Here is a 15,643-nt window from a genome sequence, read left to right as displayed (position 1 = left end):
ATTAGCTCTTTTTATTAAGAGCTAGTCTTTTTTCATAGAAAGGGATGAAAGTATGAATTTACAGTGTGTTAAACAAATTGAGAAAGATTCAATATTAAATGTGCTACAATATGCCGTCGGTCCAAATGAAATAAGCTTAAAGAAGGCAGTAATATTTTATCAAAGTAATAAAGGGACTTTGTACAAATATGAAGAAAAAGCTTGTCTAGGTATTGAAATAATCGGAGAAACTAAAGCACGCATATGTCATATAGCAGTGGCTCCAGATTATCGTCAAAAAGGAATTGCACTGCAAATGATTAAAGAAGTGGTAAGGATATATCAATTGACTTATATAGAAGCGGAGACAGACGATGGGGCGGTAGAATTTTATAAAAGAATTGGTTTTCAAGTTAAAAGTTTAGGAGAAAAATATCCAGGGATAGAAAGACTTCATTGTTACATGGAAAAATAGTATAAAATATGCATATGGAGTATAGTTTGAAAAAATAGGATTTACATTTTTCTTCATTTTAAAAAAACTCTCGCTCATCATTATCTACGATTTTAATAGAGTTTTGAGGCTTCAGTATAATAATATACATATTTTTGTAGTAATGAATATGATTAAGTTAAAAATTAAGAAAAATATGATAATATATTTATATAAAAGTTTAAATTTACGTGGCTAGTGGGGGAACCAATATGAAAATGAATGAAATAGTAGCAAGTACACAATTTCCAAATACAATCGAAACAATAACAAAAGATTTAAAAGCATTAGGAGTCGAAAAAGGAATGACAATTATCGTTCATTCATCACTAAGTTCTATCGGGTGGATATCTGGTGGTGCCGTTGCTGTAGTAGAAGCATTAATGAAAGTTGTTACGGAAGAAGGAACGATAATAATGCCAACGCAATCTTCGGATTTGTCCGATCCGAAACATTGGTCAAGACCACCTGTACCGGAAGACTGGTGGCAAATTATCCGAGATAACGTCCCAGCATTTGATTCACGTATAACCCCAACAAGGGGAATGGGTGAAATAGTTGAATGTTTTCGTACATATCCGAATGTAGTACGTAGTAATCATCCGTTAGGAAGTTTTGCTGCATGGGGAAAACATGCAGTAGGAATAACAATGAACCATTCGTTATCAATGAGCTTTGGAGAAGAATCTCCATTAAGAAAAATATATGATTTAGACGGGTACGTATTATTAATTGGTGTTGGATATGATTCCAATACGTCTGTTCATTTATCCGAGGTGCGTTCTGGTGCATGTGAGTTAATACAAGTAGGAGCACCTATTATAGAAAACGGTGAAAGAGTGTGGAAAGAGTTTGTTGAAATGGATTACGAATCTGAGAAGTTTGTAGAAATTGGTGTGGAGTTTGAGCGAAAAGGAACTGTAAAAAATGGGAAGATAGGGAATGCAACGTGTCGTCTAATGAAACAGCGTGATATAGTTGACTTTGGAACAGAATGGTTTCGTAAGAAAAATTAGTAAGGGATGGTTACAATGAAGGGGAAAAAGGTATTAATTACGAGCGGTGGTTGTCTAGAAAAATGGGATCAAGTACGCGGGCATACGAATATGGCCAAAGGTACAATCGGAAGGATAATCGCAGAAGAACTTCTAGCTAAAGGGGCACATGTTATATATTTACACGGTTATTTTGCGGAGAAACCGAGTGATGTACATAGAGGGTTAGAATTACATCCATTTGAAGGAATCGTTGATTTACAAGATAAAATGAAAAGTATCATATCACATGAAAAGGTTGATGCAGTCATTATGGCAGCGGCTGGATCAGATTGGATTGTAGAGAAAATTTGTGATCAAGATGGTAATGTTCTTAATATGAACGGAAAAATTTCAAGTGATATAGCACCGATTATTCACTTTCAAAAGGCTCCAAAGGTATTAAAACAAATAAAAGAATGGGACCCAGAAACAGTACTTGTTGGTTTTAAACTTGAAAGTGATTTAAATGAAGAAGAACTGTTTGAAAGAGCAAAAAATAGAATGAAAGAAGCAAGGGCGAATGTAATGATTGCGAATTCACCACATTCTTTATATTCGCGCGGGGCTGTGCATTATGTAATTGGACAGGATGGTAAAGGGAAGTTGTGTAATGGGAAAGATGAAACAGCGAAAGAAATTGTCAAAAGCTTAGAGGTATTATGTAATCGTGTCACTGCTTTTTAAAATTAAGTTTTTAGATGAGAATGAATCCGCATAGTAATAAGTAAGCGAAACTTTAATTGGTGGGAATTTTACTTTTACACGAATGTGAAGCGTATACCAATCAAGAGCTATACACAGAATAATTGGTGAGGAGTGGATTCTATGGAACATTTATTAAAGCAAGCTATTAAACTTAGAAATGAAAAGAAATATGCGCAGTCTAAAGAGATGCTTATAGGATTAACAAACTTTACAAAGGATGCAGAAGTACTGTATCAGTGTGCGTGGATACATGATGTAATGGGGCTAGAAACAGAAGCAGTTCCGTATTATGAGCAGGCAATCGCAAATGGACTTGATGGCGAATCGCTTTGCGGTGCTTATATTGGTTTAGGAAGTACATATCGTTGTATAGGGGAATATGAAAAGGCAATTACAGTATTAGAAGCTGGGGTGAAAAAATTTCCAGAGAACGCTCCGATGAAAGTATTTTTATCATTAGCAAAATATAACGTAAACGATCACGAATCAGCGATGAAATTATTACTTGAAACTGTCGTGAAAGTAGAGGAAGTAAAAGAATTTGAACGTGCCATTTCATTTTATAAAGACCATTTAAATGAGGTTTTTAAATAAAGGAGTGAACGTATGAAGGTTACACTATCACGAAGGCGAAAAGGTATTTGGATTGGACTCGTCTCTTTAATTATGCTATCAAACTATTTATTGTATGCCCTTCCAATTGTACCAGTTGCGCCGAAAGAAGTTGTGCTTGGGTCATTATTAGATTGCTTGTTTGTCATTCCAATCATCACATATTTCTTCATTATTCGAAAAAGATACTCGTTAACATATATAGTTCCTGTTGTAATAGCTGGTTATATTTTTGCAAGATTTATTATTCCAAGTGATTATTTACAAGCTTTTTCATTCATCTCTTATATTATTGTTGCGGCTGAAATTGCATTTGTAGGTCTAGAATTATTCCTTCTCTATAAAATTGTTAGAGTGCTTCCTAAAATAATAAAAAAATATAAAGAATATAGAAGAGAAAATTATTCCTTTTCTTATGCAATTGATGCAGCGTTTGACGCTACTATGAAAAGAGGTAAGTTAATAGATGTCATTCTAACAGAGTGTAAGTTAATCTATTATGCGTTTTTATCGTGGCGTGAAAAAGTACCAACAGGTAAATCTGTATACTCATATCATAAAAAGACTGGTGCTATAGGTGTGTATATCATGATTATTCACGCAACAGCAATTGAAAGCATTGGTTTTCATTATTTACTACATCAGTGGAATCCAGTAATAGCATGGATTTTACTTATTTTAAATGTATACGCGATGATTTATTTTATAGCTGAAATACAAGCGATGCGCAAAAATCCACTTGTCGTAACAGAAGAACAAGTAATCATTCAAATCGGATTAGGAAAGAAAATTGTTATGCCATTTACACAAATTGATAATATTGCGTTCTACAAGGGTGAATTGCTAACGGAAAAAGAAGGGAAGCAGGTATTGGATGCAACTGTTATGGAGTTCATAAAAGAACCTGCTACTTTTGAAATAACATTAAAAGAGCCAGTGAAAGCGCAGTTGTTATACGGCTTTTCTAAAACAGTAAGTCGTGTTTACTTAAATGTTGATGAAGAACGAAAATTTTATGATGCGGTTAAGGAAAAGTTAAAACATGAGTAATAGTACTGTTAGTTGCATGAAAACAAATGAGTTTCCGTTAGAAGTGAAAAAATATGAAACATGGATAGTGAAAAACTCTTTCTAAATAAGAAGGAGTTTTTATTATGTACTTGTATAAATCATTATATAAAAAACTATACACTTCTTTATCACTACATAAATGGATATAATTGAGGATAGAACTAGCATAAGGGGAAACAAAATAATGAATAAGTTACTTACATCGAAAATTGAAATTATAGAAAGAAAAATCCGGTATAACTCAACAATAGTAGATTACAATTGCTTATTACTTGAAAAGCAATCACAAAGTATCGTTTTATTTCACGAGGTGCAGTATTCATTTACAATGACTGCAAATGATACTAAGTTAACAATCCCAAAAGGGAGTTATACAATCGCATATTACTGGAGAGATCGTCCGTACAATTTATACGTATGGAGAGATATAAAAGGAAAGTATTTAGGTTCCTATTTTAATATCGTAAAAAACACACAAATAAAAGATGAAGTGGTTTCCTTTGAAGATTTAATCATCGATATTATGGTACTTCCAAATGGAGAATACTTCATATTGGATGAGGATGAATTACCAGAACCATTAGGAAATTTCGAAGGTGGTTATGTGAAGAAAGCTCTTTATGGATTAAAAGAAATCATTCAAAAAGAGCTGCCACCAATAGTTTTGGAGACAGCTAGGGTGCAGAGGAAATAAAATTTAATTACATAAATATTTTGAATGGGAATGAGTAGTCTCAAGTTATATGATCTAACTTTTTTGATAAATCTAAGGTTAGTAGCATATCTCTTGAGATTACTCTTTTTTTGTAGAAATTTCGTCGCTTAGTTATTAAATCGATTTTAAATTTATGAAATAATATTGACTGAATCAAGTTCAGTCGTTTATGATTGAATCAGATTCAGTCGTGGTGAAAACATTGTAGGAGATGACGTATGAAAAGAATATCAAAAGAACCAGATGTAAGACGCCAAGAGTTAATGGATATTGGTTTTGAACTATATATGAAAAATGGTATGAAAGGATTTGGCATAAAAGATGTTGTGAATCATGCAGGTGTAGCAACGGGCTTATTTTATTATTACTTCAAGTCTAAAGAGAATTTTGTTGATGAAGTTTTAAATGACTGTATTGTGAAAAATATGGAGTTAATTGAAGAAATACTTGTTTCAAATGAACGGTCTGTCATGCAAAAGATGAAAGATTCACTAGATATATTTTGGACATTTATTGAAAAGTTAGCACCCTATAAAAATGTGAGTTCGTTTCAGACGGAACAACATTTTCAACTGGAACAGAAATTATTCGCACGTATGCAACCGTTAATTAGACAAGTAATTGAAGAGGGATTGAAAACAGGGATTTTTTATACTGATAACTCATTATTAGCTTCTGGATTTATTTTATACGGTCTTAGCAGTATTGCTCATTCAGAAGTAAAGTTGAATCTAGATACAAAACATGAAATGGTTAATTTAGTATTAACTACACTACGATACAATCAAAAGGAAGGAGAAAGTTTATGAAAATTATTATCGATGGAAATAATATCTCACAAGAGCAACTTATAAAATGGAAAAGAGAACGGATAAAAAAAGTATTATATACATTAGGACATAAAGAGCTTGAAATAAATGATACAGACGTCATGATAAAACAGCTAACGGAAATAAAGTTGCGATATACATACAATGAAATGTACGAAAAGTTGAAATCAAAACTTAGATTAAGTGCATTAGGTATGCATATCTGTACTCTTTTATCTGGCGATAGACGAAAATTTTCAAAAACTAGTATTTATTTAGACGGGATTACAGCAGAAGTAGCTATACATGGAATTGATAGTTTGATGCTTGAACAATCACGTGAAAATAACAAAGTGAATTTATCTGCTTGTCCTGATCACTATGTACTAAGACCCTTTGGGGAAAATGAATTAGAGGTTATCGAAACTACTGGTAATTCTCCGTTTCCAGTTCAATTTTTCATTGTTTTTGGTGACGAAACCGGATTGAAAACACCGAGAGATAAATCTTATCAATACCAATCAACAGGTGTTGCACGTATGAAAGATGGTACTACTATTGGTGGAGTTCGACATCAATTTAAAGATACTGATACAGGGATAGAAGTAAGTCTAGTTGTTGAGTTCCCAGCCCTTTGTCCTAATAGTCTAATTAAATCCCATCAAATGCATTTAGCGTGTGAGTTTTCTTATTGGTTACAGTGGATTAAAGATCAGAAAAAATAGTAAGTAAACGTCGTTTAAATAAACAAAAGTAAAATGTTCAAACAAATCATATGTATGTTTTAATAAAACCTAGTTGACTTATCGGAAATATTTGTATAATATGTACTTAATTCCATAACGTATTGCTGATTGGAGAAACCAAAGGCATTTTATCAACAGATAAAATGCCTTTGGTTTTTTTATTGCACAAATACTGAATCTGTTCATTTATATGAATCATTTTAAGGAGGGGAAGAAATGACTGTTTCAATTGATGGGGTATCAAAATATTTTTTGAAACAAACTGGTACGGTTCAAGTGCTAGAGAATATTAATTTTCAATTAGAGGAAGGGGATTTTGTTACAGTAATTGGTCCGAGTGGGTGCGGAAAAAGTACATTACTAAAAATTGTTGCAGGTCTAGATAATGATTTTGAAGGTGAAGTTGTTATTGACGGGGAGCCTATCTTAAAAACGAGCAAGAAACAAGGTTTTATTTTTCAAGAACATAGGCTTTTTCCATGGTTAACAGTTGAAGAAAATATAGCGGCAGATTTGTCGTTAAAAGATAAGTATGTGAAAGATAAGGTGAGAGAATGGGTTGAAATCGTTCGGTTAGATGGCTTTGAAAAATCGTATCCGAAAGAAATTTCAGGCGGGATGTCACAACGTGTTGCGATAGCGAGAGCGTTATTAAGAGATCCAAATGTATTATTACTTGATGAACCTTTTGGAGCGCTGGATGCTTTTACTCGAAGTCATTTACAAGAAGTATTGCTAAATATTTGGGAGCAGAAGAAAACAACAATGATATTCGTTACACATGATATAGACGAAGCGATATATCTTTCAAACCGAATCATCATTATGAGTGCAAAACCAGGGAAAATACATAAAGTGATTGAAAATAATTTGCCTTATCCACGAAATAAAACTTCTCAATCGTTCCAACAACTTCGAACGAAAGTATTACAGCAGTTTGAATATGGAGGGTTGATTCAAACAAGTATATAGGAAAAGGGTGATTTTATATGTATAAAAAATTTAAAGTTCTTTCTTTTGCTTTAGCTATATCAGTATGTTTATTAGGATGTGAAAAAAGTACAGCAAGTAGTAAGAAAGAAGATGTAACAATACAAATTGGTATACAGCAAGGGTTAAGCCCGCTATTACTAGCAAAGAAAAAGGGGTGGTTTGAAGAGGAGTTTAAAAAAGAAGGAGTTAAAGTGAAATGGACAGAGTTCCAAAGTGGACCTCCTTATTTTGAAGCAATCGCATCAAACCGATTAGACTTTGGTGAAGTAGGGAATTCTCCAGTCATTTCAGCGCAAGCAGCAGGTATTGGATTTACCGAAATCGCCAATACAAGTTATGCGAGAAAAGGAACTGGAATTCTCGTTCAAAAAGATAGCAAGATTGCGAGTGTAAAAGAGTTAAAAGGTAAAAAAATTGCGGTAGCAAAAGGAAGTAGTGCCTTTAATTTATTGTATCGAGCACTTGATAAAGAAGGGATTGATGCAAAAGAGGTAAATGTCATTCAATTACAACCAGATGAAGCGCAGCCTGCATTCGAATCAGGATCAGTAGATGCATGGGCGATTTGGGACCCTTTCATATCATTACATACGTTAAATAAAGGTGCGAAGGTGATTGCAGACGGTGAAACATTAAATGTCTCTTCACCAGAATTTTTAATTACGAGAACAAAATTTGCGAAAGAACATCCAGAATTAGTTGAGAAATTCCTCAAAGTTTATGAGAAAGCACGTGTATGGCAAGATGCTAACTTGGATGAAGCAATAAAAGTATATACTTCTGTAAAAAAGATAGATGCGGAGATCGTAAAAGAAGTGTTTAATCACGACAAACCAATTTTAGTTCCGGTAACGAAGGAAATAATAGCAGAACAACAAAAGACAGCGGATTTTCAATATAAGCTCGGTTCTATAAAGAAAGAAATTAGGGCGGAAAAAGTTGTAGATAATTCTTTCGTAGAAAAAGCATTGAAAGCGAAGTGAAAAGAGGTTTTGTAAAGTGGAAAATACGAAAGCTGTTATTAAACCAGCGAGTATAACGATTGAGAAAAACAGAGTTAAGAATGTGCGAAAGTTAAATGTAAAAGTTTTAGTAAGGGCGATTACTATACCGGTTATTATATTAATAATTTGGCAGTTAGCTGGCGTATTCGGCCTTGTTTCTAAAACAGTTTTACCAACACCATTAGATATTTTTCTAGCTTTCCAAGAGCTTATTAAAACAGGAGAGTTATTCGGCCATTTAAGTATTAGTGTATTCAGGGCTGCGGCTGGTTTCTTTATTGGTGGGGGCTTAGGAATCATTTTAGGAACGATTGTTGGATTTTCAATGAGAAGTGAGCAATATTTAGATCCATCTGTGCAAATGTTAAGAACTGTACCTCATCTAGCTGTTGCGCCACTTTTCGTATTATGGTTCGGTTTTGGTGAAACATCGAAAGTGTTATTAATTGCAGATGGTGCATTTTTTCCTTTATACGTAAACGCATTTTTAGGTATTAGAGGTGTGGATTCTAAGTTATTTGATGTTGCGAGAGTGTTAGAGTTTAGCAAAAGAAAACTAATTACGAAACTCATTTTACCATCTGCATTGCCTAACCTTTTACTAGGAGCAAGGTTATCGTTAGGTGTTGCATGGGTGAGTTTAGTAGTAGCAGAACTTATGGGATCTACAGAAGGTATTGGTTATATGATTATGGATGCAAGGCAATTTTCAAATACAGATATCGTATTTGTCGGCATAATTATCTTTGCATTTGTTGGGAAGTTTTCTGACTCTCTAGTACGTTTACTAGAAGCGAAGTTTTTAAGATGGCGAGATAATTTTAAAGGTGAGACTGGGAATTAACATATAAATTATTAGGGGTAATTTATATAGAATGTGTTAGTATACGATTCAAAATAAATAAGGGGTGTGTAAAGGCATGGAATTATTATGGTTTATTCCGGCTTATGGAGATGGTCGATATTTAGGAACGACAAAACGAGGAAGAGCAGCTGAATATGGTTATTATAAGCAAGTTGCTGCGGCAGCTGATTATTTAGGATATACGGGTGTTTTACTTCCAACTGGTCAAGGATGTGAAGACCCTTGGGTGTTAGCTTCAGCTCTTGCTGCTGAAACAGAAAAATTAAAATTTTTAGTAGCAGTGAGACCAGGACTAATGTCCCCTACAGTTGCAGCGAGGATGGCATCTACATTTGATAGAATTTCAGATGGGAGACTGCTTATTAATGTAGTAGCTGGAGGAGATCCAGTTGAACTACAAGGAGATGGATTATATCTTAATCATGATGAAAGGTATGAAGCAGCGGATGAATTTTTAAAAGTTTGGAAATCGACATTGCAAGGTGAAACGATCTCTTTAGAAGGAAAACATATTCAAGTTACAGATAGTAAAGTTGTATTCCCACCAGTTCAAACGCCATATCCTCCTATATATTTCGGAGGATCATCAGCTGCTGGAAAAGAAGTAGCAGCTGAACATAGTAATGTATATTTAACGTGGGGAGAGCCGCCAGAGCAAGTAAAAGAAAAAGTAGAAGAAGTAAGAAAACTTGCAGAAGAGAAGGGGCGTACAGTCCGATTTGGCATTAGATTACACGTAATTGTAAGAGAGACAGAAGAAGAAGCATGGGAAGAGGCCGAACGTTTAATTCAATATGTGGATAATGAAACAATTGAGCTTGCTCAAAAGACATTTGCAAGATATGATTCGGTTGGTCAAAAACGGATGACACATTTAAATAAAGGTACGAGAGAGTCGTTAGAGATAAGCCCTAATTTATGGGCTGGTATCGGACTTGTAAGAGGTGGGGCAGGTACTGCACTTGTAGGCGATCCGCATACAGTAGCAGAAAGGATAAAAGAATATGAATCGTTAGGAATTGATACGTTTGTTTTATCAGGATATCCGCATTTAGAAGAAGCGTATGAAGTGGCAGAATTGTTATTCCCATTATTGAAAGACAAGAAGAAAGAAGAAAATAAAATTGTTGGTGAAATGATTGCTGATGCATATGCATTAAAAAAATAGTGAGAAATAAAGTTTCACTTATTTATTGCTTCATTTTGTTTACTGCCTGTTAATAGGGTATAAAAAATCCGCAAGTTATTCGCTTGCGGGTTTTCATCGTAAATTATTAGAAAATATGGTAAAATCAAAGGGTAACTTAAGGTGCGGTTGGTTGTTCAATTATCACTTCTCCGAGTAGGAGGGGGGTGATAATACGTGAGTGAAATAGCGTTGCTACTGCAGGGTGGACTGTTTCTCGTTGCATTGTTAACGTTCGTCGTCGTTTTAATAGACAAGCTCAAAAAATAACAACCCACCTATGCCTATAGAATGTGGGTTGTTTTGTTTGTAAGAAACAAATAGGATAAATGAACAATCCAATCTGCTAAGTTACGTGGACTAGTGTGTAGCCGCACACTAGTCTTTTTTATTTATATACAATTTATAATTGGTTTATGTGATTGTATTGTTCTTTTCATACTCATTATAACACAGTGTCTTTTCATCAAGAAAGGAGACCGTATGTTCTGGTATCTATTATATAGTAGGTGCTTTTTCTTTGAACAGCCCATCCATATACTGTTTTAAACTTTGGACATAAAATTTCTGTGTATTCACATTATTTACACCGACAATGGGTGATGGAAGGTCAAATCTTTTTTCTGATAAATGAACGACAACATCAAAGATGTCAAACAAGCGAATGAAGCAAAACAGACCGTCTTTATCGCTAAGTAAAATAAAGTAATGATTTTCACTACTTGTATTTAGCGTATTCCATAAAGAACTTTTGCTTAAATCACGTACAATGCTTTTTTCTTTTAGTTCCACGAAATCTGCATTTGAGAGAATGGTAGAAATATCAATTGCATCTTGATCTTCAAAGTAGCCATCAACTGCTTGTACAGCGAATGTATAAGCCATTTTTAATATACTCATTTTATATTTACGGTTATCTAATAGTAATTCACGTTGAATAGAACTCGCTACTTTCGTTACACGTTCCTCTTTCCAAATTTCATTATGTAAGGAAATATCGTGCTTTTTACATAGTTTCATAATTAATGCATTAGAATAAAGAATTTCGTCGCTTACTTCGACAACATCAGTCTCAGCAGCCGCAAGTTCCTCACCGTGCTCATTCGTATAGAGTGGGGAATCAATTTGTCTTTTCATTTGTTCAATCTTAAATTGACTCAATTTATGCCTAATTAAAGGACGATCAATATTTGTTGTCATTTGTTCATGACAAGTATCACAAATTGAGTTTGTGAAATAATATCCACATAATATTTCTGGAATGACATATTGTTCACTAAGTTCTTTCGTATCTTTTCTGCAAATGATGCATTGTGTCATTTTTATCACCTTTACCTGCAAATTTGTATGTAATCTCATTGTAGTGTATTTATTGGTATTTTGGAATATTGTAAAGGAAAATATTATGTGAAATTCATACTTATTTTGGTACAATGAAGAGAAGTGCTAGTTTAAAGGAGGCCATTTTTTTGAAATCAAAAGTGCACTTTTGGACATTAGAAGTGCTAATGGTTGTAGGAATCATATTTATTTGCACAAAAATATCATTTTTATTTCAACCGATTGGTATCTTCATATCAACATTATTTTTCCCAATCTTAATCGCGCTTTTTTTATACTTCATATTTAATCCTGTATTAATCTTTTTGGAGAATAAAAAAGTACCTAGAAATTTAGCGATATTGCTGTTATATCTTTTTATCATAACATTAACTGCGGTTGGCGTTGGAGTAGTTGTTCCTACGATTTCACAACAGCTAATGGACTTAGTAAAAAATATGCCAGGCTACATAAAAGAGGGAAAAGTATACATACAAGAATTATCACATCATAGGTTGTTTGAATGGTTATCTACACAAAACTACGTTTCCATTGAAACAATTGAAAAAAATGCGATTGAATACTTAAAAGATATACCAAATACAATTACGTCGAGTGCAACGGCTTTATTTGGTATTATCACGAACGTTGCATTAGTTGTATTTACTGTACCGTTCATTTTATTTTACATGTTTAAAGATGGACATGCCTTTCCAGGAAAAGCGGTAAGTTTATTACCAGAATCTTACCGTGAAGAGGGGCTTCGTATCATTAAGGAAACGAACGAAACATTATCTGCATATATTCAAGGGCAAGCGCTCGTTTGTATATTTGTAGGTGCGTTTACTTTTATCGGTTATTTAATTATTGATTTACCGTACGCTTTCGTTTTAGGAATTATCGCAGCATTTACAAACATCATTCCTAACTTAGGTCCATTTATCGGGGCAGCACCAGCTGTTATTGTAGGACTGTTCGTATCTCCGATGCAAGCCTTATACGTAATTATTATCGTAACAATTGTACAACAGTTTGAAAGTAATATTATTTCACCACGTATTATGAGCTCGAAATTAAATATTCATCCACTAACAATTATTATTTTAATTTTAGGGGTAGGTAACTTTGCGGGAATTATCGGAATGATTTTAGCAGTACCAGTTTATGCAGTAACAAAAACAGTTGTTTCGAACTTAGTGAGATTGTTTAAGACGAAGAGAAGTAACCGAAAATAGTAAAAACTGAGGAAGATACACCGCTTTTTAAGTGGTGTATCTTTTGTTTATAAATAAATAATTAAAAGTGGGTTGATTTTATTATATATTTTTTATACATCAAATTCAGTGATAAACTTGTGTGATATAAGCTCTATAAAACTATGTGGAATCCCTCTGAACTATCCAAATCATTTCCTTACAGCGTGCTATCAACATCATAATCGACTCCTTTCAATTCTATATAGTTAAACGATTAAAGGTGAGTGTAGTACTTGCTTCTACGATCTCGAATTTCATCAATAACTTGTTTATATTGTCTTTCTTGTTTTAATTCATTTTGAGATATTGTTTCTTTTTGAATCGTAATCGTTAAAAAGAAAAGGTGAAACTTCATATGTGAATTCCTCCTTTCGAATTGGAATTACAGATGACTACAGTAATGACTTTGTCTTTCTTTTACAGAATTCATAGCCTGATTAATTTGTCGTTCATGAAGCATTTCAGACTCAGAAAATTTATTTTTTTGAATGGTAATGGTTAAAAAGAATACTTTAAATTTCATAAAATAATTGCCCCTTTATAAATGATTTAGAAAAAACGAGTGTAATAAGAAATTATAGGTGACTACAGTAATGACTTTGTCTTTCTTTTACAGAATCCATAGCCTGATTAATTTGTCGCTCATGAAGCATTTCAGACTCGGAAAATTTATTTTTTTGAATGGTAATGGTTAAAAAGAATACTTTAAATTTCATAAAATAATTACCCCTTTATAAGTGATTTAGAAAAGACGAGTGTAATAAGAAGATTGGCGCTCTTTTACTTCGTCCATAATGCTTTGGATGTGTTGTTCACGTAAAATCTCTTTCTGTGAAAGCTTACGTTTTTGAATGGTGATGGTTAAAAAGAATGCTTTAAATTTCATGAATATATGACCCCTTTAAAATATATTTTTAATACATTTGAGTGTAGTATGAACTTTTAATGTCAGTTATTTTATCAGTCAGTTGTTTTAACTGTTGTTTACGATTGATTTCAGTTTCAGATAAAGTATGTTTTTGAAGCATAGTCGTAAAAAAGAAAATATGAAAAGTCATAAATGAATTCCTCCTTTCAAAAAGGAATTACAGGTGATCACAGTAAAGTGCTTGGCGCTCCTTAACATCATTCATAGCTTTTTCAATTTGCTCATTATGAAGAATTTCATCTTTGGAAATTGTATTTCTTTGAATCGTAATACTTAAAAACAATACGCTAATAGTCATTGAATGTTGCTCCTTTCTTAGAAAAATAATGTAAGAGACTAAAAAATCGCGCAAAAAAACCACAGGAAGATACAGTTCTCCTATGGCTGGGCGTGAAAAAGCCACAGGAAAGTATACGACCTCCTGTGGCGAATTTATGAATTAAATGAAATAAATTACGATTTTCAATTCTCCATTAGGGTGGTCGAATTCATATTTAATTGTCCAGAAAACACAGGTGCAGTTAACGCTAAAGTTAATGCATGTAATTGTAATTTCATCATTTCCTTCGACCTCCTTTTAGAATTTTTTTCTTACGTTAGTAAGTATATACAATTAATGGATAATTGTAAACATAAAAAATGAAAATTTTTAATTTTGATTAAAATGCGTATATTTAAAAAGGGATTTGAAAGTAAATATTGTAATTAACGAAATATCGATAAAAATGGGGGATGCTAAATGAAATATATGCATCATAACATAATCGTTATGCTAACAATTTTTTTATTCATTACGGCTTGTTCTAACGGGGAAAGAATAAAAGATATATATGATGTTAGGTCAGATGATTTTAAGAAATATACTGGGACATACGTTGGTAATAATTCAGATGTGGTTGCAATTATTAATCATTTACCTGGTGGTGGAACAGTTCAAAGTATAAGTTTAGAAAATGAAAATATAAAAGTGAAATATGGTGCAAAAGAGAGTGGAGCTCTTACAGAAGAAATGATTGAGACGTATTGGTTTGATGAGAAAGATACGATGAAGAAGAATTTTCTCTTTAATGCTACCTATCTAGTAATTTTAGTACCAAACGCAAAAGCTTATGAGTTTCAAATAGAAAATAAAAACTTTAAGATAACGAGGGAAGAAATGTTATCAATTTTGCATAGGGAATTCGATGATTTTCCAAAAGAAAAAGATATATGGGATAAAAATAAAGTTATAAAGTTCTTTAACGGCAATGAAGAAAAAATTAAAATGCTTGTGGAAGATAAAGATTTTCGGAAATCTTTATTCGCTAAATATCAAGTGAACCAGTTGAAATAATGGAGGGGAGAAGATGGAGTTAGTATACAAAATTTCTTATCATAGAATGCAGGATCATTATTTACCTAAGTTAGTACAGGCAATTAGGCTCGTTAGTGAAGAAGATTTGTGGAAACAAGAGACCTCTGTTAATTCAATTGGTGGAATCGTACTACATATTTGTGAACATTTACAGAGAAATACAAGGCGTTATAAGGATCCAAATATAGTTTTTGAAAATGGAATTGAAGAATATTTTCCAGTGAAACAAATAAGCTCTGAAGCTTTGTTAAAAACTGTTGAAGAAATATTTGATGAGTGGGGCAAAGCATATATACAGGTCTGGGAAGAAAAAAGGCATATTGATCTTCAAAGTCTATTACATTTGGTTGAGCATACAAGCTATCATTTAGGGCAAGTAGTAGATCGTACAAAATGTATTGAGGGACAACAGTTTAAATTTTGTCAAAATGGTATAAATGAAAAGAATTTGAGAACAAGAGTTGAAACTTCGAATTTTTAGAAAGAGAGACATTCTTAATTGAATGACTCTCTTTTTTGTAAAAGAAATTTATGGAAAAAAATAATTCTATGTGATATGGTTAATTACAT

At 33.0% G+C, this 15,643-nt stretch carries 23 protein-coding genes; 16 read left to right on the top strand and 7 right to left on the bottom strand.

Features of this window, described 5'->3' with window-relative positions; all coding sequences use genetic code 11:
• Window positions 1-52 precede the first annotated feature (52 nt).
• The 13 genes from GD442_RS13730 to GD442_RS28110 all read left to right on the top strand — a co-directional run bounded on the left by GD442_RS13730 (window position 53) and on the right by GD442_RS28110 (window position 10,485).
• Window positions 53-454 (top strand): GNAT family N-acetyltransferase, encoded by a 402-nt coding sequence (locus tag GD442_RS13730; RefSeq protein ID WP_001053116.1) that lies wholly within the window; start codon window positions 53-55, stop codon window positions 452-454.
• A gap of 230 nt (window positions 455-684) precedes the next feature.
• Window positions 685-1,488 carry an AAC(3) family N-acetyltransferase gene (locus GD442_RS13725; RefSeq protein WP_000783347.1) on the top strand — a complete coding sequence of 268 codons (804 nt, stop codon included), beginning with the start codon at window positions 685-687 and terminating at the stop codon, window positions 1,486-1,488.
• Between the two features lie 15 nt (window positions 1,489-1,503).
• On the top strand, window positions 1,504-2,193 hold the full coding sequence (locus GD442_RS13720; RefSeq protein WP_000676726.1) for a phosphopantothenoylcysteine decarboxylase domain-containing protein: 690 nt from the start codon (window positions 1,504-1,506) through the stop codon (window positions 2,191-2,193).
• 141 nt (window positions 2,194-2,334) lie between these two features.
• Window positions 2,335-2,808, top strand: a complete 474-nt coding sequence (locus tag GD442_RS13715) for a tetratricopeptide repeat protein (RefSeq protein ID WP_000400636.1) — start codon at window positions 2,335-2,337, stop codon at window positions 2,806-2,808.
• A 12-nt stretch (window positions 2,809-2,820) separates the two neighbouring features.
• The gene (locus tag GD442_RS13710; protein ID WP_000869229.1) at window positions 2,821-3,876 is read left to right on the top strand and encodes a hypothetical protein; all 1,056 of its coding nucleotides are present in this window, start codon (window positions 2,821-2,823) and stop codon (window positions 3,874-3,876) included.
• Between the two features lie 205 nt (window positions 3,877-4,081).
• A complete protein-coding gene (locus GD442_RS13705) occupies window positions 4,082-4,591 on the top strand; it encodes a ribonuclease FAU-1 family protein (protein ID WP_001037886.1) in 510 nt (169 codons plus the stop codon).
• Between the two features lie 239 nt (window positions 4,592-4,830).
• The gene (locus GD442_RS13700) at window positions 4,831-5,421 is read left to right on the top strand and encodes a TetR/AcrR family transcriptional regulator (protein WP_000822619.1); all 591 of its coding nucleotides are present in this window, start codon (window positions 4,831-4,833) and stop codon (window positions 5,419-5,421) included.
• Window positions 5,418-6,146, top strand: coding sequence for a hypothetical protein (locus GD442_RS13695; protein WP_000691334.1), 729 nt, complete (start codon window positions 5,418-5,420; stop codon window positions 6,144-6,146). The genes GD442_RS13700 and GD442_RS13695 overlap by 4 nt, the downstream gene beginning before the upstream one ends.
• A gap of 237 nt (window positions 6,147-6,383) precedes the next feature.
• Window positions 6,384-7,139 carry an ABC transporter ATP-binding protein gene (locus GD442_RS13690; RefSeq protein WP_000218576.1) on the top strand — a complete coding sequence of 252 codons (756 nt, stop codon included), beginning with the start codon at window positions 6,384-6,386 and terminating at the stop codon, window positions 7,137-7,139.
• 17 nt (window positions 7,140-7,156) lie between these two features.
• A complete protein-coding gene (locus tag GD442_RS13685) occupies window positions 7,157-8,143 on the top strand; it encodes an aliphatic sulfonate ABC transporter substrate-binding protein (RefSeq protein ID WP_000276927.1) in 987 nt (328 codons plus the stop codon).
• 16 nt (window positions 8,144-8,159) lie between these two features.
• Complete coding sequence (locus GD442_RS13680) at window positions 8,160-9,008, top strand: ABC transporter permease (RefSeq protein WP_159365107.1); 849 nt, start codon at window positions 8,160-8,162, stop codon at window positions 9,006-9,008.
• A gap of 76 nt (window positions 9,009-9,084) precedes the next feature.
• Window positions 9,085-10,197 (top strand): FMNH2-dependent alkanesulfonate monooxygenase, encoded by a 1,113-nt coding sequence (gene ssuD, locus GD442_RS13675; protein ID WP_000422256.1) that lies wholly within the window; start codon window positions 9,085-9,087, stop codon window positions 10,195-10,197.
• Window positions 10,198-10,392: 195 nt separating this feature from the next.
• The gene (locus GD442_RS28110; protein WP_001289320.1) at window positions 10,393-10,485 is read left to right on the top strand and encodes a putative holin-like toxin; all 93 of its coding nucleotides are present in this window, start codon (window positions 10,393-10,395) and stop codon (window positions 10,483-10,485) included.
• A gap of 228 nt (window positions 10,486-10,713) precedes the next feature.
• Here the strand turns inward: GD442_RS28110 and GD442_RS13670 are convergent, their stop codons facing one another.
• On the bottom strand, window positions 10,714-11,535 hold the full coding sequence (locus tag GD442_RS13670) for an HNH endonuclease (RefSeq protein WP_000189709.1): 822 nt from the start codon (window positions 11,533-11,535) through the stop codon (window positions 10,714-10,716).
• Window positions 11,536-11,684: 149 nt separating this feature from the next.
• On the opposite strand from GD442_RS13670, the gene GD442_RS13665 reads away from it, so the two are divergent.
• Window positions 11,685-12,770: an AI-2E family transporter gene (locus GD442_RS13665; RefSeq protein ID WP_000837892.1), complete on the top strand. Its 1,086-nt coding sequence runs from the start codon at window positions 11,685-11,687 to the stop codon at window positions 12,768-12,770.
• Window positions 12,771-13,005: 235 nt separating this feature from the next.
• Here the strand turns inward: GD442_RS13665 and GD442_RS13660 are convergent, their stop codons facing one another.
• From GD442_RS13660 to GD442_RS13635, 6 genes are read right to left on the bottom strand one after another with little or no spacing between them, the layout of a single operon-like run.
• A complete protein-coding gene (locus GD442_RS13660; RefSeq protein WP_000668497.1) occupies window positions 13,006-13,146 on the bottom strand; it encodes a YrzI family small protein in 141 nt (46 codons plus the stop codon).
• A gap of 27 nt (window positions 13,147-13,173) precedes the next feature.
• Complete coding sequence (locus tag GD442_RS13655; protein ID WP_000669806.1) at window positions 13,174-13,314, bottom strand: YrzI family small protein; 141 nt, start codon at window positions 13,312-13,314, stop codon at window positions 13,174-13,176.
• 52 nt (window positions 13,315-13,366) lie between these two features.
• Window positions 13,367-13,507, bottom strand: coding sequence for a YrzI family small protein (locus GD442_RS13650; protein ID WP_000669805.1), 141 nt, complete (start codon window positions 13,505-13,507; stop codon window positions 13,367-13,369).
• Window positions 13,508-13,533: 26 nt separating this feature from the next.
• Window positions 13,534-13,677 carry a YrzI family small protein gene (locus GD442_RS13645; protein ID WP_000668965.1) on the bottom strand — a complete coding sequence of 48 codons (144 nt, stop codon included), beginning with the start codon at window positions 13,675-13,677 and terminating at the stop codon, window positions 13,534-13,536.
• Window positions 13,678-13,705: 28 nt separating this feature from the next.
• Window positions 13,706-13,849 carry a YrzI family small protein gene (locus GD442_RS13640; RefSeq protein WP_000142710.1) on the bottom strand — a complete coding sequence of 48 codons (144 nt, stop codon included), beginning with the start codon at window positions 13,847-13,849 and terminating at the stop codon, window positions 13,706-13,708.
• A 27-nt stretch (window positions 13,850-13,876) separates the two neighbouring features.
• The gene (locus GD442_RS13635) at window positions 13,877-14,017 is read right to left on the bottom strand and encodes a YrzI family small protein (protein WP_000156193.1); all 141 of its coding nucleotides are present in this window, start codon (window positions 14,015-14,017) and stop codon (window positions 13,877-13,879) included.
• A gap of 441 nt (window positions 14,018-14,458) precedes the next feature.
• Here GD442_RS13635 and GD442_RS13630 point away from each other — a divergent pair, with 441 nt between their 5' ends.
• Both GD442_RS13630 and GD442_RS13625 read left to right on the top strand, forming a co-directional pair.
• A complete protein-coding gene (locus GD442_RS13630; protein WP_000876529.1) occupies window positions 14,459-15,052 on the top strand; it encodes a DUF4825 domain-containing protein in 594 nt (197 codons plus the stop codon).
• A 13-nt stretch (window positions 15,053-15,065) separates the two neighbouring features.
• Window positions 15,066-15,554 carry a DinB family protein gene (locus tag GD442_RS13625; protein WP_000424642.1) on the top strand — a complete coding sequence of 163 codons (489 nt, stop codon included), beginning with the start codon at window positions 15,066-15,068 and terminating at the stop codon, window positions 15,552-15,554.
• Window positions 15,555-15,643: the final 89 nt, after the last annotated feature.

The sequence above is a fragment of the Bacillus sp. A260 genome, assembly GCF_009861435.1.
Classification (GTDB): domain Bacteria; phylum Bacillota; class Bacilli; order Bacillales; family Bacillaceae_G; genus Bacillus_A; species Bacillus_A cereus.
The sequence above is the reverse complement of the archived record's forward strand: the minus strand, read 5'-3'. Positions and strand labels throughout refer to the sequence as shown.